General features: G+C 66.0%; 17 protein-coding genes. 9 read left to right on the top strand and 8 right to left on the bottom strand.

Going from position 1 to position 16,679, the window contains the following annotated elements; all coding sequences use genetic code 11:
• Positions 1 to 768, top strand: coding sequence for a TIGR00730 family Rossman fold protein (locus BFD71_RS00500; protein WP_069261341.1), 768 nt, complete (start codon positions 1 to 3; stop codon positions 766 to 768).
• An 89-nt stretch (positions 769 to 857) separates the two neighbouring features.
• Here BFD71_RS00500 and BFD71_RS00505 read toward each other — a convergent pair whose 3' ends face one another.
• Positions 858 to 1,784 (bottom strand): transcriptional regulator GcvA, encoded by a 927-nt coding sequence (locus BFD71_RS00505; RefSeq protein WP_069261342.1) that lies wholly within the window; start codon positions 1,782 to 1,784, stop codon positions 858 to 860.
• Positions 1,785 to 1,884: 100 nt separating this feature from the next.
• Between BFD71_RS00505 and BFD71_RS00510 the strand changes: the two genes are divergently transcribed.
• Positions 1,885 to 2,490 (top strand): chromate transporter, encoded by a 606-nt coding sequence (locus BFD71_RS00510; RefSeq protein WP_083244975.1) that lies wholly within the window; start codon positions 1,885 to 1,887, stop codon positions 2,488 to 2,490.
• Positions 2,487 to 3,014, top strand: coding sequence for a chromate transporter (locus BFD71_RS00515; RefSeq protein WP_069261343.1), 528 nt, complete (start codon positions 2,487 to 2,489; stop codon positions 3,012 to 3,014). Before BFD71_RS00510 ends, BFD71_RS00515 begins: the two co-directional genes overlap by 4 nt.
• Positions 3,015 to 3,112: 98 nt before the next feature.
• On the opposite strand, the gene BFD71_RS00520 is transcribed toward BFD71_RS00515, so the two are convergent.
• On the bottom strand, positions 3,113 to 4,609 hold the full coding sequence (locus BFD71_RS00520; RefSeq protein WP_370684239.1) for an AMP nucleosidase: 1,497 nt from the start codon (positions 4,607 to 4,609) through the stop codon (positions 3,113 to 3,115).
• Between the two features lie 245 nt (positions 4,610 to 4,854).
• On the opposite strand from BFD71_RS00520, the gene BFD71_RS00525 reads away from it, so the two are divergent.
• The 3 genes from BFD71_RS00525 to BFD71_RS00535 all read left to right on the top strand — a co-directional run bounded on the left by BFD71_RS00525 (position 4,855) and on the right by BFD71_RS00535 (position 7,237).
• Positions 4,855 to 5,262: a hypothetical protein gene (locus tag BFD71_RS00525; RefSeq protein WP_069261345.1), complete on the top strand. Its 408-nt coding sequence runs from the start codon at positions 4,855 to 4,857 to the stop codon at positions 5,260 to 5,262.
• Between the two features lie 173 nt (positions 5,263 to 5,435).
• Complete coding sequence (locus tag BFD71_RS00530; RefSeq protein WP_069261346.1) at positions 5,436 to 6,443, top strand: homoserine kinase; 1,008 nt, start codon at positions 5,436 to 5,438, stop codon at positions 6,441 to 6,443.
• The gene (locus tag BFD71_RS00535; protein WP_069261347.1) at positions 6,434 to 7,237 is read left to right on the top strand and encodes a BPSS1780 family membrane protein; all 804 of its coding nucleotides are present in this window, start codon (positions 6,434 to 6,436) and stop codon (positions 7,235 to 7,237) included. Before BFD71_RS00530 ends, BFD71_RS00535 begins: the two co-directional genes overlap by 10 nt.
• Before the next feature lie 95 nt (positions 7,238 to 7,332).
• Here BFD71_RS00535 and BFD71_RS00540 read toward each other — a convergent pair whose 3' ends face one another.
• Together BFD71_RS00540 and BFD71_RS00545 are read right to left on the bottom strand one after the other, a co-directional pair.
• A complete protein-coding gene (locus BFD71_RS00540; protein WP_042269847.1) occupies positions 7,333 to 7,512 on the bottom strand; it encodes a DUF3563 family protein in 180 nt (59 codons plus the stop codon).
• A gap of 101 nt (positions 7,513 to 7,613) precedes the next feature.
• Positions 7,614 to 8,795 (bottom strand): extracellular catalytic domain type 1 short-chain-length polyhydroxyalkanoate depolymerase, encoded by a 1,182-nt coding sequence (locus tag BFD71_RS00545; protein ID WP_069261348.1) that lies wholly within the window; start codon positions 8,793 to 8,795, stop codon positions 7,614 to 7,616.
• 286 nt (positions 8,796 to 9,081) lie between these two features.
• Here BFD71_RS00545 and BFD71_RS00550 point away from each other — a divergent pair, with 286 nt between their 5' ends.
• Positions 9,082 to 9,783 carry a phosphatase PAP2 family protein gene (locus BFD71_RS00550; RefSeq protein ID WP_069261349.1) on the top strand — a complete coding sequence of 234 codons (702 nt, stop codon included), beginning with the start codon at positions 9,082 to 9,084 and terminating at the stop codon, positions 9,781 to 9,783.
• Positions 9,784 to 9,818: 35 nt separating this feature from the next.
• Here the strand turns inward: BFD71_RS00550 and BFD71_RS00555 are convergent, their stop codons facing one another.
• Entirely contained in the window at positions 9,819 to 10,742 is a 924-nt protein-coding gene (locus tag BFD71_RS00555) for a TOBE domain-containing protein (RefSeq protein WP_370684240.1), read from the bottom strand.
• A 94-nt stretch (positions 10,743 to 10,836) separates the two neighbouring features.
• Positions 10,837 to 12,495 (bottom strand): CHAD domain-containing protein, encoded by a 1,659-nt coding sequence (locus BFD71_RS00560; protein ID WP_069261350.1) that lies wholly within the window; start codon positions 12,493 to 12,495, stop codon positions 10,837 to 10,839.
• Positions 12,496 to 12,729: 234 nt separating this feature from the next.
• Between BFD71_RS00560 and BFD71_RS00565 the strand changes: the two genes are divergently transcribed.
• Both BFD71_RS00565 and ppk2 read left to right on the top strand, forming a co-directional pair.
• Positions 12,730 to 12,948, top strand: a complete 219-nt coding sequence (locus tag BFD71_RS00565; RefSeq protein ID WP_028202952.1) for a YdcH family protein — start codon at positions 12,730 to 12,732, stop codon at positions 12,946 to 12,948.
• Positions 12,949 to 13,147: 199 nt separating this feature from the next.
• The gene (gene ppk2 / locus BFD71_RS00570; RefSeq protein WP_069261351.1) at positions 13,148 to 14,239 is read left to right on the top strand and encodes a polyphosphate kinase 2; all 1,092 of its coding nucleotides are present in this window, start codon (positions 13,148 to 13,150) and stop codon (positions 14,237 to 14,239) included.
• A gap of 14 nt (positions 14,240 to 14,253) precedes the next feature.
• Here the strand turns inward: ppk2 and BFD71_RS00575 are convergent, their stop codons facing one another.
• The gene (locus BFD71_RS00575; protein WP_256094441.1) at positions 14,254 to 15,744 is read right to left on the bottom strand and encodes a PqiB family protein; all 1,491 of its coding nucleotides are present in this window, start codon (positions 15,742 to 15,744) and stop codon (positions 14,254 to 14,256) included.
• A gap of 246 nt (positions 15,745 to 15,990) precedes the next feature.
• Positions 15,991 to 16,629 carry a DUF3313 domain-containing protein gene (locus BFD71_RS00580; protein WP_069261837.1) on the bottom strand — a complete coding sequence of 213 codons (639 nt, stop codon included), beginning with the start codon at positions 16,627 to 16,629 and terminating at the stop codon, positions 15,991 to 15,993.
• Positions 16,630 to 16,679: the final 50 nt, after the last annotated feature.

Consider the following 16,679-nt stretch of genomic DNA (forward strand, 5'->3'; position numbering starts at 1 on the left):
ATGGACAAGAGAAAAGTGATTCCGAGTCTGCGTTCACTCGCAGATCAAGAGCGCGCGACGGCCAAGAAGGCGCGCGCATCGTGGCAGATGTTCACGATTATGGCAGAGTTTATCGAGGCGACCGAGTACCTGTCCGAGATCCGGCCGGCGGTCAGCATCTACGGTTCCGCCCGCCTGAAACCGGAGTCGGAGTACTTTCAGCTCGCCACCACCATCGCGCGCAAGGTGTCCGATGCGGGCTTCGCCGTGATCTCCGGCGGCGGCCCCGGCATCATGGAAGCCGCGAACCAGGGCGCGCATGCGGGCAAGTCGCCTTCCGTCGGCCTGAACATCGAATTGCCGCACGAGCAGTCGGGCAACCAGTGGCAGGACATCTCGCTGCGCTTCCGCCATTTCTTCACGCGCAAGGTCACGTTCGTGAAGAACTCGGACGCCGTGATCGTCATGCCCGGCGGCTTCGGCACGCTCGACGAACTGGCCGAAGTGCTCACGCTCATCCAGACGAAAAAGTCGCGTCACGTGCCCATCATTCTGGTGGGCGCCGACTTCTGGAAGGGCCTGCTCGACTGGTTCCGCTCGGCGCTCGTGCCCATGGGTCTCATCAATCCCGAAGACTTGGACCTGATGCAGGTGATCGACGACCCGGACCAGGTGCTCGAAGCCGTTCTCAAGTTCTACGAAGATGCGGACACCGCCGAAGATACCGGCAAGGAGCATCCGGCGCGCAGCGACCGCGACTCCGACGAAGACCGGATGTTCTATCTCTGATGCACCGCTTGCGGCGCAGCGTGCGGATGGCCTGCAGATAACGTTTCCGTAGGCCTTCGCACCGCTCGCGCCTCAGCGCATCACTCGCCTCATGCTTTCTCCGCGCTTGCGGGCACGCCCGATGCACCGAGCGGCGCCCGCGCGCTCGCCTGCTCCTCCAGCCAGCGGCAAAACTGCAAGACGAGCGGCGCTTGTGCCACCTCGCGGCGCGCCACCCACCAGTAGCCGCGCGCGTCGAGATGCGGCCCCGCGAGCGGCGTGACGAGACGCCCCGACGCGAGTTCGTCGTCGAGCAGCGGCAGCGGGCCGAGTGCAACGCCCAGACCATCCACGGCAGCCTGCAAAGCCAGATAGAAGTGGTCGAACGACTGCTTCTTGCGGCATTTGGCTTTCACGCCTGCGGCCGCAAGCCAGGTGCGCCACGCATCGGGCCGCGTGTCCGAATGTAGCAGCACGTGACGCGCAAGATCGCTCGCCTGATGAATCGGCGCGCGCTTGAGCAGCGCTGGACTGCATACCGGCAATTCCATCTCGTCGAGAAAATGACCGGCCTCGCAGTCGGGCCAGTGGGCCGGACCGCGCCGCACGGCCACGTCGAAGCCTTCGAGCGTCTCGACCGGCGCGTTCGAAGTCGACAGGCGCAACTCGACGTTCGGCGCGAGGCGCTGAAACTGCGAGAGCCGCGGCAGCAGCCATTTCATCGCGAAGGTAGGCAGCGCGCTCACGCGCAGCACGTGCACCACGCCCGTGTCGCGCAGCTGAGTGGTTGCGCGCGCGATGTCGTCGAATGCCGACTGCACGGCGGCGAGGTAGCGCCGCCCGTCCTCGGTCAGCGCGACCCGCTTGCCGTGCCGGTGAAACACCTGCACGCCGACCCACGCTTCGAGCGCGGCCACCTGCCGGCTAATGGCACCGTGAGTCACATTGAGCTCGCCCGCCGCAGCGGAAAAGCTGTTGTGCCGTGCAGCGGCTTCGAACGCGCGCAGCGCGGGAAAGGGAGGAAGGGAGCGTGCCATGCTTGTGAGTGTAGATCACAAGAGCGCGCCATAGAAATCGTTTTGCCGCGCGCGCGATTGGGCTTAATCTCCGAACTTGCCTCAGAGGTCCCTTCCATTCATGAAACAACCCATTTCATCGCCCGCCGCAGCCGGACATGGCGCGGACGACGGCCTGCACACGCCGTCGGTACGCGATCTGTTCCTCGGCTTTCTCGGGCTCGGCTTCACGTCGTTTGGCGGTGCGCTGCCGTTGGCGCGCCGCACCATCGTCGAGCAGCGCCGCTGGCTCACCGCCGGCGAGTTCACCGATCTGCTCGGCCTCTGCCAGTTTTTGCCGGGCGGCAACGTCATCAATCTCTCGGTCGCGCTCGGCATGCGCTTTCAGGGATGGCGCGGCGCGCTCGCCGGCATCCTCGGCCTGATCGCGGGTCCGTCGCTCGTCGTGATCGGGCTCGGCGTGCTCTACGAGCGCACGCAAGACGACCCGCACGTGCGGCATCTGTTCGTGGGGCTCGCCGCGGCCGCCGCCGGGCTGCTCGTTTCGATGGCCCTGAAAATCGTGCTGCCGCTGCGGCGCGATCCGGCCGCGGCCGTCGTCGCTACGTTCGGCTTCGTAGCCATTGCCGTGCTGCGCACGCCGCTCTTGCCCACCATGCTCGTGCTCACGCCAATCGGCATCGCGCTCGCGGCACGCGCGGCGCGCAAGGAAGGAGGCTCGCGATGAGCGCCACACTCGTTGCGCTCGCCGCGATCTTCGGCCAGCTCTCGCTGCTCGCTTTCGGCGGCGGCAACACGATCCTGCCCGAGATGCAGCGTCAGGTCGTCGAGGTCCACCACTGGATGCCGGCGAGCGAGTTCAGCGCGCTATTCGCGCTTGCCCAGGCCGCCCCGGGCCCGAACATGATGGTCGTGACGCTGGTGGGCTGGCACGTGGCCGGCTGGGCAGGCATGCTGGTCACGTCGATTGCGAAGTTCGGGCCGTCGTCGCTCGTCACGATCGCCGCGCTGCATGCATGGGATCGCTTCAAGGACCGCCCGTGGCGGCGCATCGCGCAAAAGGGCCTCGTGCCGGTGACGGCGGGTCTCGTGGCCGCGAGCGCCGTGCTGATCGCGCGGGCCTCCGATCCATCGTGGATCGCCTGGGCGATTACCGGCGTGTGCGCCGTGCTCGCGTTTCGCACGAAGATTCATCCGCTGTGGCTGCTTGGCGCGGGAAGTTTGATTGGGCTGACGGGGTTCGGGCAGTAAGCGACGCCGAATGATTCGGCATCCGAATTGATAAAAGGCAACAGCGCAATTCGACAGACTGGCCGGCGCTCACCGCGCGCCGGCCAGCCATCAAGCGGCTACTGGAACGCCACCTCGGCGAAGCTGCGCAATTTCCGGCTATGGAGCTTGTGCAAGCCGTTCGTGCGCAGGATCTCCATCGCCTTCACGCCGATCTGCAGATGCTGATCGACTTGCGCGCGATAGAACGAATCGGCCATGCCCGGCAGCTTGAGTTCGCCGTGCAGCGGCTTGTCGGACACGCACAGCAAGGTGCCATACGGCACGCGAAAGCGGAATCCGTTCGCGGCAATGGTTGCGCTTTCCATGTCGAGCGCGATCGCGCGGCTTTGCGAGAGGCGTTGCACCGGCTCGCGATGATCGCGCAGCTCCCAGTTGCGGTTGTCGACGCTCGCCACCGTCCCCGTGCGCATCACGCGCTTGAGTTCCACACCGTCGAGCTTCGTGACCTCCGCGACCGCGCGCTCGAGCGCGAGTTGCACTTCGGCGAGCGCCGGAATCGGCACCCACAGCGGCAAGTCGGCGTCGAGCACGTGATCCTCGCGCACATAGCCGTGCGCGAGCACGTAGTCGCCCAGACGCTGCGTGTTGCGCAAGCCCGCGCAGTGGCCAAGCATGATCCACGCATGCGGACGCAGCACGGCAATGTGGTCGGTGATCGTCTTCGCGTTCGAAGGTCCCACACCGATGTTGATCATCGTGATACCGCTGCCGTCCGCACGCTTGAGGTGGTAGGCCGGCATTTGCGGCAGGCGCGCGGGCGCCGTGCCTTCGTCGTCCTGTTCGCCCAGGTTCGCGTTGTAGGTGACCACGTCGCCGGGCTCGACGAACGAGGTGTATTCGCTGCGATAGTTGCGCAGGTCCGCGTCGTCGGTATGCGCCATCATCGCGCGGCCGAGCTTCACGAACTCGTCGATATAGAACTGGTAGTTCGTGTAGAGCACGTAGTTCTGCACGTGCGTGGGCGACGTGGCCGTGTAGTGCCTGAGCCGATGCAGCGAAAAGTCCACGCGCGGCGCGGTGAAGAGCGCAAGCGGATGCGGCTCGCCGGGCTCCGGCTCGAAGGTGCCGTTCACGATGCGGTCGTCGAGCTGCGCGAGATCGGGCGTATCGAACACGTCGCGCATGGCGAAGAGGCGCTCGCGGTCGAGATCGCCTTCGAGGTGGATGCCTTCGGCGAACGCGAAGTGCACGGGAATCGGCTGATCCGACACGCCCACTTCGATGCCCACATGATGGTTCTTCGCCAGCAGACGCAACTGCTCGCGGTAGTAATTGCCGAAAAGATCGGGCCGCGTCACCGTGGTCTCGAACACGCCGGGGCCCGCCACGAAACCGTACGAGCGGCGCGAGTCGATATGCGTGTTGACGTTGGTGCGGATGCGCACGAACGGGTAGCACGCGCGCACACGGCGCTCGAATGCCTCGCCGCGGCGATAGCGCGCAAACGCATCGCGCAGGAACGACGTATTCGCTTCGTAGATGCTCGAGAGGCGCGCCACGGCGTCGGCGGCGTCTTCGAAAAACTCGTCCGGGAAGTCGTGCGCCGGCGTCATGAGGGGCCGCAGGTAGCTATCGTTGTTCATCTTCGTTCGCCTCTCCGTTTGATGGGTCCACATTACCACGGAAGGTGCGACTTTCTGGCGACGGACCTGGCCGCGCCGAGGGCTTTTGGAGCACCCGCCGCGACAGCGCTGCGAGCGCCGCGCACCGCCCGCCGGGCGCGGGCCGCAGCGCTTGAGCGACATGGGGCAAAGCGCCCGGATTTGCTAGAATTGGGGCATCCCATCGGAGAATGACCATGAAGTCGCACCTTCTTGCCGCCGTCGCGGTGACGCTCGCTTTCAGCGGGGTCGCCATGGCCGCGCCGGCCGACGACGCAAAGACCGCCGTCGAGGCACAATCCGCGCAATCGGAGAACGAACGCGCGGGCCTGCCCGATCTGGCTGCGATCAACAACAAGCCGGCCGCACGCGTCACCTCGAAGGTCGACATCAACGACGTGCCGCGCGTGCCCAGCTATCACGAAGTGAGCCCGAACGGCACCGAAATCACCGAGTTCCGCGACAAGGGCAAGCCCGTCGAGATCAACGTGCATTCGAACTTCGGCACGCGCTACACGATGAGCGCGAACCCCGACACCTCGCCGCAAGTGCGCAACAACGGCCAGGCCAGCACGCGCCTGCCGTCGATCAACCTGCATTACTGAGCCATCCGGGCGCGCGCATGCCTTTGTTGGGCATGCCCGCGCCAACGCCATGTGCGCCGCCCCATGAGCCGGGCCGCGGCCATCGCGCCTGAGCCGGACACGCCTGCAAGCCCCTCGGGCAGCACCTCGCAGCGTTCGCCGACCCGCCATTACCAATCAACCGACCTTCTTGCATGGCCGTCTTCACCGCTGTCACCGACCAAGAGCTTGCCCAATGGCTGCGCGACTACGATCTCGGCGATGTCGTCGAATTTCGCGGCATCCAGTCCGGCATTGAGAACAGCAACTTCTTCCTGACGACGACGCGCGGCGAATACGTCCTGACGATCTTCGAAAAGCTGACGGCCGAACAACTGCCGTTCTACCTCGACCTGATGCGGCACCTCGCCTCGCATCGGGTGCCGGTACCCGACCCCATGCCGCGCAAGGACGGCGCGCTCTTCGGCCTGCTGCACGGCAAGCCCGCGGCCATCGTCTCGAAGCTCGAAGGCAAGCCCGAACTCGCGCCCGGCGTGGAGCACTGCGCGGAAGTGGGCCAGATGCTCGCGCGTATGCACCTGGCGGGCCGCGACTACCGCGGCGACCAGCCGAATCTGCGCAGCCTTTCATGGTGGGAAGAAACGGTGCCGACGGTGCTGCCGTTTCTGGACGACGCCCAGCGCACCCTCCTCACGAGCGAACTCGACCATCAGCGCGCATTCTTCGGCTCGGCCGACTACGCGGCGCTGCCGGGCGGTCCGTGCCACTGCGACCTGTTCCGCGACAACGCGATGTTCGCGCACTCGCACCCGGCGCCGGGCCACGAAGTTCGGCTGGGCGGCTTCTTCGACTTCTATTTCGCCGGCTGCGACAAGTGGCTCTTCGACGTGGCCGTGACCGTGAACGACTGGTGCGTCGACCTCGCCACCGGCAAGCTCGACGCGGCGCGCGCCGACGCGCTCCTGCGCGCCTACCAGACCGTGCGCCCATTCACGCCCGAGGAAACGCGGCACTGGATGGACATGCTGCGCGCAGGCGCGTACCGCTTTTGGGTCTCGCGCCTGTATGATTTCCACCTGCCGCGCTCGGCCGAACTGCTCAAGCCGCACGATCCCGGCCACTTCGAGCGCATCCTGCGCGAGCGCCTCGCCGGCAGCGAGGCGGGTTCCCATCACGCCTTGCCCCATCGCCCATGCAACTAATTGAAGTCCCCGCGAAGACGGGCTACATCTGGTTCCGCCAGGGTATCTGGCTGTTCCGCCGCAATCCGCTCGCGTTTCTCACGCTGTTTTTCGCCTATTTGCTGGCGATGACGCTGATTTCCGCCATTCCCGTGATCGGCGGCGTGCTGCCACTGCTGTTCGTGCCCGGCGTGGCCGTCGGCTTCATGGCGGCGTGCCGCAACACGATCGCGGGCAAACCGGTGTTCCCGACCATTCTGATCGACGGCTTTCGTTCGTACGGCAGCAACGTGGCGAAGCAACTGCTGGTGCTCGGGGCGATTTACGTGGGGGCGATGTTGCTGGTGCTGGCCGCGTCTGCGTTCGTGGACGGCGGCGCGCTATTGCGGCTGATGACGATCGGCGGCGACCTCGACGCGCAAGCGCTCGCCAACAGCGACGTGCCGCTCGCGGTGCTTGCTTCGCTGCTCTGCTACGTGCCGGTGTCGATGCTGTTCTGGTTTGCGCCCGTGCTCACGGCGTGGCACGACGTGCCGCCCGTGAAGGCCCTGTTCTTCAGCATCGTGAGCTGCTGGCGCAACAAGGGCGCGTTCATGGTGTATGGGGCGCTGTGGTTCGCCGTCTCGACGGTCGTATCGATCGGCCTGTCGACGCTGCTGCGCGCGCTCGGCGCCGGCGACTTCACGGTGGCGATCCTGATGCCCGCGCTCATCATCGTGACGACGATGCTCTATTGCTCGTTCTACGCGACCTATCGCGGCTGCTTTGGCGTGCAGGAAAAGCAGGCCGCGGAAATGCCGGACTCGGGACGCTGACCGGCGGCGCGGTAGTCCTTCAAAGTCAAAACGCAAAAACGGCGCCTTTTGGCGCCGTTTTCATTTTGCCCCGTTAGCGGGGGCTGCATTCCTGCTTAGCCGTAATGGTTCATCCACGACGGGTGGCGCGTGGCCTTCTCGCGATCCATCTTGCGCATGCGGAACTCGAGATCGTAGATATCGACGGACTGCGCGAGGTACGCTTCCTCGCGCTGCTGGCGGCGAGCTTCTGCAGTTTCGGAGAGGAAAAGGAAAAGACGGCTGAGCAGGTACATGATTTGACCCTTCTTTGACGGGCACGTGCCCGCGAATCGAATGAAGCCATTATAGGGTAAACCCTGTTAAGGGTAAACACCTAAATTACCCGTAGTCGCTTTTAACCAACGTCCTGTGTCAATTCGGCGTCGTAGGCCTCGTCGAAGGCCTCCCGGCGATGAACCTCGAAAAAGTCCCAGATCAACGTGCTCGCGTCCGGTCCCGTCGAGGAGTGGAACGGTACGGTGTCGTCGCCGCCGCTCCAGGCGTGGTCGAGGCCCGCCACGCGGCACAGTCGCACGACACTCGCGCCGTCGAGCTCGTAATCCTGCTCGCGATAACCGTCCTTGAAGGTCTCGCGCGACACGACGCCTTGACGCACGCCGCGCGTATCCGCAAGACCGTTCAAACGCAACAGTTGCAGCGCGAGCTGTTCCGCGTTGACGGGCGCGACGACGGCGTCCACCTCGCCCTGCACGACGATCGCGGGCATGCCCGGATGGATGCGCTCGCCCAATTGGGTATCGACGAGCGCCACTGGATCGTGGTGCACGCCGCGCCGCATCACATCGAGCGCCGTCACGCCCGAGCGCGCCTCACCGAAAGCGGGGCCGGAATGCAGCGCGATGGCGGCGAAACGGCTGGGTGAGCGCACCGCGAGCAGCATCGCGAGCCCTGCTCCCGCTGACAAACCGGCCAGATAGACGCGCGAGCGGTCGAAGCCATGCTCCTCGACGAGCGCATCGACCAGCGAAACGACGGATGCCGCCTCGCCGCCGCCCGCCGCGTCGCGCGAGTCGTACCAATGCCAGCATTGATGCGGATGCGCGCGTTCCGACTGCTCGGGATACACCACCGCGAAGCCATGACGGTCGGCGAGCAGATTCATGCGGGTGCCTTCGGCGAAGGAATCCATCGACTGCTTGCAGCCGTGCAGCATCACGACGAGCGGCATGCCCCGCGTCTTGCGCGCCGTCGGCAGGTACAGCCCGTAAGGCAGGGAACGTCCGGCATGCAGGTCGTTCGCCGGTACAAGGTGATCCGCGCGGCGCCATTCGCCCGCGGCCCAGGCGGCCGCACGCGGACCCACGCGCGACTCGCGCACCGGCGCGCCGCTGTGCGCCTGCCCCGGCGTCACTCGGCTGGCCGCCTGCTCGGCCGCGGCCTGAGCGGCGCGCCAGATTGCCTGCGGCTTGGGTGCATCGATCCCCGCGCCTTTCAGGGCGTCGCGGGTCGCCCGGGTCTGGATGGCGAGCAGACGTCGCATGCCACCTGCCCATAGCTTCGTCAGATTTTTCGTCATCTATGGCCTCGTAAAAGGGTCCGACACATCGTGGCGTTTTGCCGCGATCCGTCGTTGTGCAACGCACAATAACACCATTTGGATGACGCTGCAGATCGGACAGGCTGGGTTCTGTCCGCGCGTTCGTTCGTCGAGGCACGCCTTCGTCTATGCGAGGCAGCTATACTGGATGCGTGTCTCACGCGCGTGTCGGCCAGCCAGGCGGCTCGCGCGTTAAGTCGCTATGAAGTAGCGGTTAAGCACCTGCAACCCCAGGATCCTCTTCAGCCAGCCGGCAGCGCGGACCATGCCAGATTTGCCCCTTCACCTTTGGTACTCGATTACCAACCTCGGCGGCGCCGGCCTCACCCTGCCGCTGGCGTTGGCTATCGCGCTGTGGCTGATAGTCGGCTACTCGTGGCGCATGGCGGCGAGCTGGGTGTTTGTGCTCGGTCTTGCAATCGGCCTGGTGACGCTCACCAAGATCGCGTTTCTCGGCTGGGGCGTGGGGGTAAGAGAACTGGATTTCACGGGGATCAGCGGCCATGCCATGTTGTCCACGGCCGTCTATCCCGTCGCGTTTTTCCTGATGCTGCAAGGCGCGCCGTCCTTCGTACGCGCCACGGGCGTGACCATAGGCCTCGCGGTGGGACTCGCAGTCGCGCTCTCGCGCGTCGTGCTCGACGCTCACTCGCCTTCCGAGGCTGTCACGGGCTGCGTGGTCGGGGCGCTCACCGCGCTCGTGTTCGCGCGCTACTGGTGGCAGGCGCAAGCCCGGCGAATTTCAGCGGCGGCCGTCGCGCTGAGCCTCGCGGCGCTGACTGTCGCGTTGCACAACGTGCATGTGCCCACGCATCGCTGGGTCACGCACATCGCGCTCACGGTTTCGGGTCACGACCGGCCCTACGTGCGTGCCAAATGGAAGGCCAACCGCGCCAACCGCGCGCCGGTCGCTCCCGTCTCGCAAACCCGCAACGGGCTCACGCCGCCCGCCCAGCGCCACGCCTGAACCCGCCTGATTGGCGGCGCCCCGTTCGACGCCGCTCAACCGGCCACGCCTAGCAGCACGCTCGAAGCCTTGAACACGGCCGTCGCCGCTTGCCCTGCGACGAATCCCAGCGCGTCCACGCTCGCTTCGGTCACGATCGCGGCGATCACGGTGCCGCCCGGCAGGGCGAGTGTCACTTCGGCGTTCACGGCGCCACGTTGCACAACCTCGATCGTCCCGCTGAGCCGGTTGCGCGCCGAAAGCCGCTCCGCGTCTGCCGCGCTTGCGACCAGCACGACCGACGTCGCCTTCACGAGCGCCACCACGGGCGCGCCTGCGGCAAGGCCGAGCGCTTCGGCGCTCTCGTGGGTGATCGTGGCGACGATGCCCTCGCCGCCGGGCAGCGCGATCGACACCTCGTCGTTCACCGCACCACGCACGATCCCCGAGACGGTGCCAAAGAGCTGATTGCGCGCGCTCGTGCGCATGGCGAAGCGGCCGAGCACGGCGAGGTCGCGCGCGAACCCGCCAGCGTGCGCATCGCCGCCTTCGCCCGAAACGGCCCCAAGCGCGTGCGCCGCACGCTCGATAAAGCGCTGGTGCTCCCGCTCGATAGCGCGAAACGTCTCGACGAGCCGCAGCGCCCGCGGCGTGAGCGTCGTCCCGCCGCCGCCCTTGCCGCCCGTCGCGCGCACCACGAGCGCCTCGCCCGCGAGATTGTTCATGACGTCGACGGCGTCCCAGGCGCCCTTGTAGCTCATGCCGACCGCTTTCGCGGCGCCTGTGATCGAACCGGTTGCATGGATGGCTTCCAGCAGCGCAATGCGCGCCGCGCCGCCAAGCATCTGCTGGCCGGACTGAAACCAGACCGAGCCGCCCAGACCCAGTTCCGGCGCCTCGGTGGGTGTCGATGTATCAGTGGAGAAGGCGTCGGCTTGGCCGGCTCCGGCGGATGGCGAGTTCAGGTCAGTGGGATTCATCATGCGCAACATAAGCGAAAACGAGACGAACGAACGATGGTTCGGCGCGGCTCGCCAAACCGCCAATCCGCGCCAGCGATTATAGAGACGCACGTCAGGCGCCGCGCGCCACCTTCGGCGCACCCAGTTCGCGTAACAGGCGTTCGCCCTCCTTCGCGGTATAGCGCTTGACGGCCTCGCACCAGCCGCGTGCGAACCCAAGCTGATACGGCTCGGCGTCCATGCGCTCGAGATAGCGCAGGGCCACCGCGGCGTCGTTGCCGTCGCCGAGCACGCTCTGCAGCCGTGCTAGCGCGCGCGCCACCTCCATGCGCGTGCGGCGCGACGTGAGCGTGGCGAAGAATTCGATCGTGTAGCGCAAATACTTCGCATTGATGCGCGCGCGATGACGGCTCGCCTCGTCGATGGCCGTGAGCTTTTGCGTGCTCGCGAGCTGCTCGTAGTAGCGCCGCACGCGCTTCTTCGCGTGGCGATGCAGCGAAAACCCGGCGCTGCCGGCGTCGTGCGCGCGTCGCGCGCGCAAGTCGAGCCACTGGAGCCACGCCAGCGCCGCGAGCGCATAGCGCTGCGAGGCCAGCGCCTCGCGCAGCCGCGCGCGCGCGGCGAGCCGCTGCGCGTTTGCCGCGTCGCGAATCGCGTCCCAGCGCCCCGGCTCGACGTCGGCGGCAGCGAGCGCAGGCAGCGTCGATTCGACGAAGACATCGCGGTCGCGCGCATCGCCGAGCAGGCCGCCGAGCCATTTGAGCTCCGGCTCGATGCGCGTCTCCCACGCCTCGTCGCACCAGCGCGAGAAAATGCGCATGGCGGTGCGCAGCCGCCGCTGCGAGACGCGCATCTGATGGATGAACTCGCCGTTCGTGCTGTCGCGCACGCCCGCGTCATTGCCGAACCACTGCACGCTGATGTTGCGCCCGATCGCCACGAGCGCGGCCTCGGCGGTGGCCGCGCCGGCCAGATCCACGGCTTCGGCCTTGATGGCTTCGGCGTCGCCGGTCACGCTGCCGGCGCTGGCGCGCTCGAGCGCGTCGGTCAGCCGCACGAATGCGGGGAGCGCCCCGATCAGGTCGCCGGCACAGGCAAACAGCGCATCGACGATAGGCCGCTCGTCCTCGCCTTCGGGCCAGGGCGCGCTCACGCGCAACTCGTGCAAGGCGGCCAAGTCGGGCGGGGGCGCCGCATCCGCGCCGTGAGTGTCCCGAGCCACCATTTCTTGCTGCGCTGCCGACGGCTCGTGCAAGTCTTCGTCGAGCGTAAGCAATACGTCGATGCCATCGCGCGGCCACTGCCAGCGGCTGCGCATCGCCACGAGGGTGGCCGATGGAGCGAGATCGTCCGCGCTGCCCAGCGCCTCGCGAAACGGCTCGGGCGCGGCGTCGAAGAGCGCATGCGCGATGCCGTTCGCATCGAGCGCCGCCTCGAAGATCGGTGCGACCACGGTAACCCCAGGCGTATGAACGCGTCGGCTCGACACGACAACGTGCTGCGTGTCGCCGCGCGATTCGACCGCCACGCGCCAGCCGAGCCCCCGAAGGACCCCGCCGCGGTCGAAGGCGACCGTCGTCACGCGCTCGCGCGCGTCGGGCAGCGCCACGAGCATCGGCAATGCCGCGCCGAGGCTGGCGGCCCGCTCCGAAGGTTTCGGGCTGGCGTGCGCCCTGGACGCCGCTCCCGTGGCGGCGACGGCTTTTGCGTTTTTTCTATCCGGCGCTGCCGGGATCACGACATCCAGCACGATTTCCAGAACGCGATCCATGAACGCTCCAGGGTTCTGTCGGGCGACGGCTTGGAACAGTGCAAGCGGATGGAGAACCAGGAACTGCGACGACGCGATCGATGGTACACGCGAGCGCGCCCCGATGCCCCAGGTAACGTCCCTGACCCTTCGGGCAATCGGAGTCTGATGATGGTCAAGACTGCCACGACCAGACGGTGGAAAAATAACGACCTGCCAATTTCTCCCATTTTGCCTGTCTGTAAGGAGTGTTGAGTGTTCCCTGAGTACAGAGATTTGATTTCGCGCCTCAAGATCCAGGACGACCATTTCGCCCGGATTTTTCATCGTCACAACGAACTCGACCAGCAGATCAAGAACATGGAAGCGGGTGTCGTGGCTTCGCACGGCATGGAAGTCGAGCAGCTAAAAAAGGAAAAGCTTCAACTGAAGGACTCGCTCTACCTCATCCTCAAAAAGGCGGCAAACGCCTGAGCCAGCCGGCGTCCGGCACTGGCCGTTAGCTGGACAAGCGGGCCGGTGGCCAGCGGCGCGCAGGCTTTTGCCTCGGCGCCGCCCTGCCAATCAAGCCCCGACGACTTCCCTGCGTGCCATTGCCGCGCGCGCCTTCGATGCATCCGCGTTGAATGCGAGTCACTCCGCATGCACTCCCATCCCCGCATCCGCCGACACCATGCCCAAATCCATTCCCTACCCCGCTTCCGACGCCGCCAGCCCCGCGGCACGACTGCCGCTCGTCACGCCCCACAGTGCCGAATTGCGCACCGTCGACAGTGGCGTCGAATCCGCGAGCGAGACGATCGCAGGCGCTGTCCATGATCTCGTCGCGCGCACTCGCGCCGGGCACAATCCGCCCGCCATGCTGCTCGAGTCGATCGCAGCATTGATGCAAGGCATGTCGCCCGACGAAGCCGCCCAGTTGCGCAGTCTGATCCTCGAAGGCAACCCTGCCGACTGGCGCAACTCGCGCTCGCGCCACCCCGACGAGGAACTCGCCTCCGGCTGGCGCGAAGGCGGCTATCCGTATCGCAACCTGATGTCGCGCCGCGCCTACGAGCGCCAGAAGTACCGGCTGCAGGTCGAACTGCTCAAGCTCCAGGCGTGGGTGCGCGAAACCGGTCAGCGCGTCGTGATCCTGTTCGAGGGCCGCGACGCGGCCGGCAAGGGCGGGACGATCAAGCGCTTCATGGAGCATATGAACCCGCGCGGCGCGCGCGTCGTCGCGCTTGAAAAGCCCACCGAAGTCGAGCGCGGCCAATGGTATTTCCAGCGCTATGTGCAGCATCTGCCTTCAGCCGGAGAGATCGTGCTGTTCGATCGGTCCTGGTACAACCGCGCGGGCGTCGAGCATGTCATGGGCTTCTGCTCGCCGGAGGAATATGCCGATTTCATGCAGCAGGTGCCGGAGTTCGAACGGCAATTGATCCGAAGCGGCATCCACCTGATCAAGTTCTGGTTTTCCGTGAGCCGTGCCGAGCAGCGGCGACGCTTCAAGGAACGCAAGGTGCATCCGCTCAAGCAATGGAAGCTGAGTCCCGTCGATCTCGCTTCGCTCGACAAGTGGGAGGCGTACACCCTGGCGAAAGAGGCCATGTTCTCGCAGACGGACACCGCCGATGCGCCGTGGACGGTCGTTCGCTCCGATTGCAAGAAGCGCGCGCGGCTCAATGCCATGCGATTCGTGCTGCACAAGCTGCCCTATGCGAGCCGGGACGCAGAGGCGATCGGGGTGGTCGATCCGTTGCTGGTGAGTCGGGCGCCGTAGGCGGCCTTGCCGATTCACGGGTCTGCGCGCTTCCCCCAGATCAAAGCCTCGGGGTGGCGTTCGAGATAATCGGATAAGGCGTTCAGGCTGGCCAGCGTACGCCGCAACGCGGCCAACGCCTGATGAGCGTCGCTCTGCAACGGCGAATCCTGGTCGAGCATCGCTTGCGCGGAACGAAACGCCCGTTGCGCCGATTCGAGCGTCGAACGCGCACGCGGTACGAGCTCCGTATCGAGCCGCGCAAAGAGGACATTCGACTGCTGCAACGACGCGTCCAGGTTGCGCCCGATCGCCTGAAGCGGCATGCGGTCGAGCCGGCGCACGATATTCGACACCTGGTCCTGAAGCTCCTCGAGTGAGTTGGGCACCGTCGGCAATTCGACCGGCGAGCGCTCCGTGTCGACGCGCGCCGCGGGTGCGTGCGGGAAGATGTCGAGTGCGACGTACTTCTGCCCCGTCAATAGACTTCCCGTGCGTAGCTGGCCGCGCAGTCCCTGAGCGACGAGCTGGTGCAGCAGGCTCTTGCCTGCCGTTCCCGCACCGTCGCCGAGCGCGTCGCGGTAGTTGCGGCCGAGCCGGGAGGGATACAGGCTCAGCGTGACCAGCATGTCGAAACGTCCGCTTTCGGGTTGGAGGTCGATAGCGACTGCCGTGACCGTGCCCAACCCAACGCCGCGGAATTCGACTGGCGCGCCAACGGACAGCCCTCGCACCGACTGCGCGAAGCGCATGCGCACCACGGCAGGCGGACCTTCGTTCGCGCGCATCGCGTCAGTGCGGCTTTCCGCGAGCCGGAAATCCTCGACGCTCGTGGCGGACACTGGGCGCACGCTCCCACGCGGCGTATCGAATGCGAGGCCGCCCGCGAGCAGCGCCGCGGCCGGCGGCGTTTCCAGCCGCATGCCGCTGGAATCGAGCTTGAGTTCGACGCCGCTCGATTGCCACCAGCGCGTATCGGACGTGACCAGACGATCGAACGGTCTCCTGACGAAAACGCCGATACGGACGTTATCGCCACTGGTCACCAGCGAATAGCCGAGCACCTCCCCGACCTGCACACCGCGAAAATAAACGGGCGAGCCGGCATTCAGCGAGCCGAGCGTTGGGGCGCGAATCACGAAACGCGTGCCCTCTGCGTCGCTGGTGATGGCCGGCGGCGTGTCGAAGCCCGTGAATGTGTAGCACGCCCTGGGCGAATGAATGTCGATATCGACGTCGATCCAGGTTCCCGATACGGCGGTCAGGAGCCCGGAGATGTTCTTCACGTCGATGCGCGGACGCACGACCCAGAATTTCGTGCCGCACATGGCGATGTGTGGTCCGGCCGCATCGAGCCTCAGTTCGGCATCCACGCGCTGACCATCCGCGGACAAACGCAGATGCTCGAGCCGGCCAACGACCACGCCGCGATATCGCACCGGCGTTTTGCCGGCGACGAGCCCGGCGCCCGACACGAAGCTCACGGTTACACGGGTGCTGCGTTGCGACAGCGCTTGAGCGAGCATCAGGCCGCCAGCCAGGTTCGCCAAAACCCACGCGGCCCAGACTGCGGCATGCAACCACCGCCGGTCACTCACAACTTCCCCACGACGACATGCCACACGCGCCTCGCAAATCGGGATGCAAAGGCGAGCGCATGGCCAACCGCGCATGCAAAGAAGCTGAAGAGACTCACGGTGCGTTGAAGATCTGGCGAGAAAGTCGATGGGGTTCGGACCGGCGGCGCCCTTTGCGCTCAGGCGGCTTCGCCGTTAGCGCAACTGCTCGACGAGCGCATCGGCGCCCTTGTCGATGCCGGTTTCGGCCGCGCTCAGGGAGCCGAAGGCAGCGGGCAGATTCATCGCGTTCGGGTATTGCTTTGTCACGTAGGCGCGAAGCAGACGCCCCGACGCACTGTCGTACACCTCCACGGCATACGACACCGAGCCGCTAAACGCTCCTTTGCCGCCCCGGATCGCCTGAACGCCGTTGTAGAGATTGCCCGCGATGTCGAAATGCATCGCCTGGCCGATCAGGGCAGTCGTTTTCTCCGCGCCGGTCAACGTGAGTTTCACGCGCAGCGTCGCGGGCGACGGCTGGGTCGCCAGGTCGAAACGCTTCGATAGCGTGTCGGCAAACGTCTTGTGCATGTAGGCGGCGAGCACGTCCTTGTCCGAGTCCGACAGGTCGCCGAACTGATTGTCGGCGCCTTGATACACCGCGACCGGATCGACGATGACCTGCGAGTAGCGCGACCAGAGCACCGGCGCCGCATAGCGGAATGGCGTCTGCGCGGCGTCGTGATCCCGGTTCTCCTTGAGCTGGGAAGACGAGGCGAGGCTGTTATAGGCCACGGGCTGCACGCCCGCACACGCCGACAACATCAGGAGTACTACGCAAGCCGACGACATGTGAAGAAAACGGTTGTTGAGCACGAAGGCATCCTTTTAAAAGTTGCCGG

Source organism: Paraburkholderia nodosa, from assembly GCF_001718195.1.
Lineage (GTDB): Bacteria > Pseudomonadota > Gammaproteobacteria > Burkholderiales > Burkholderiaceae > Paraburkholderia > Paraburkholderia nodosa_A.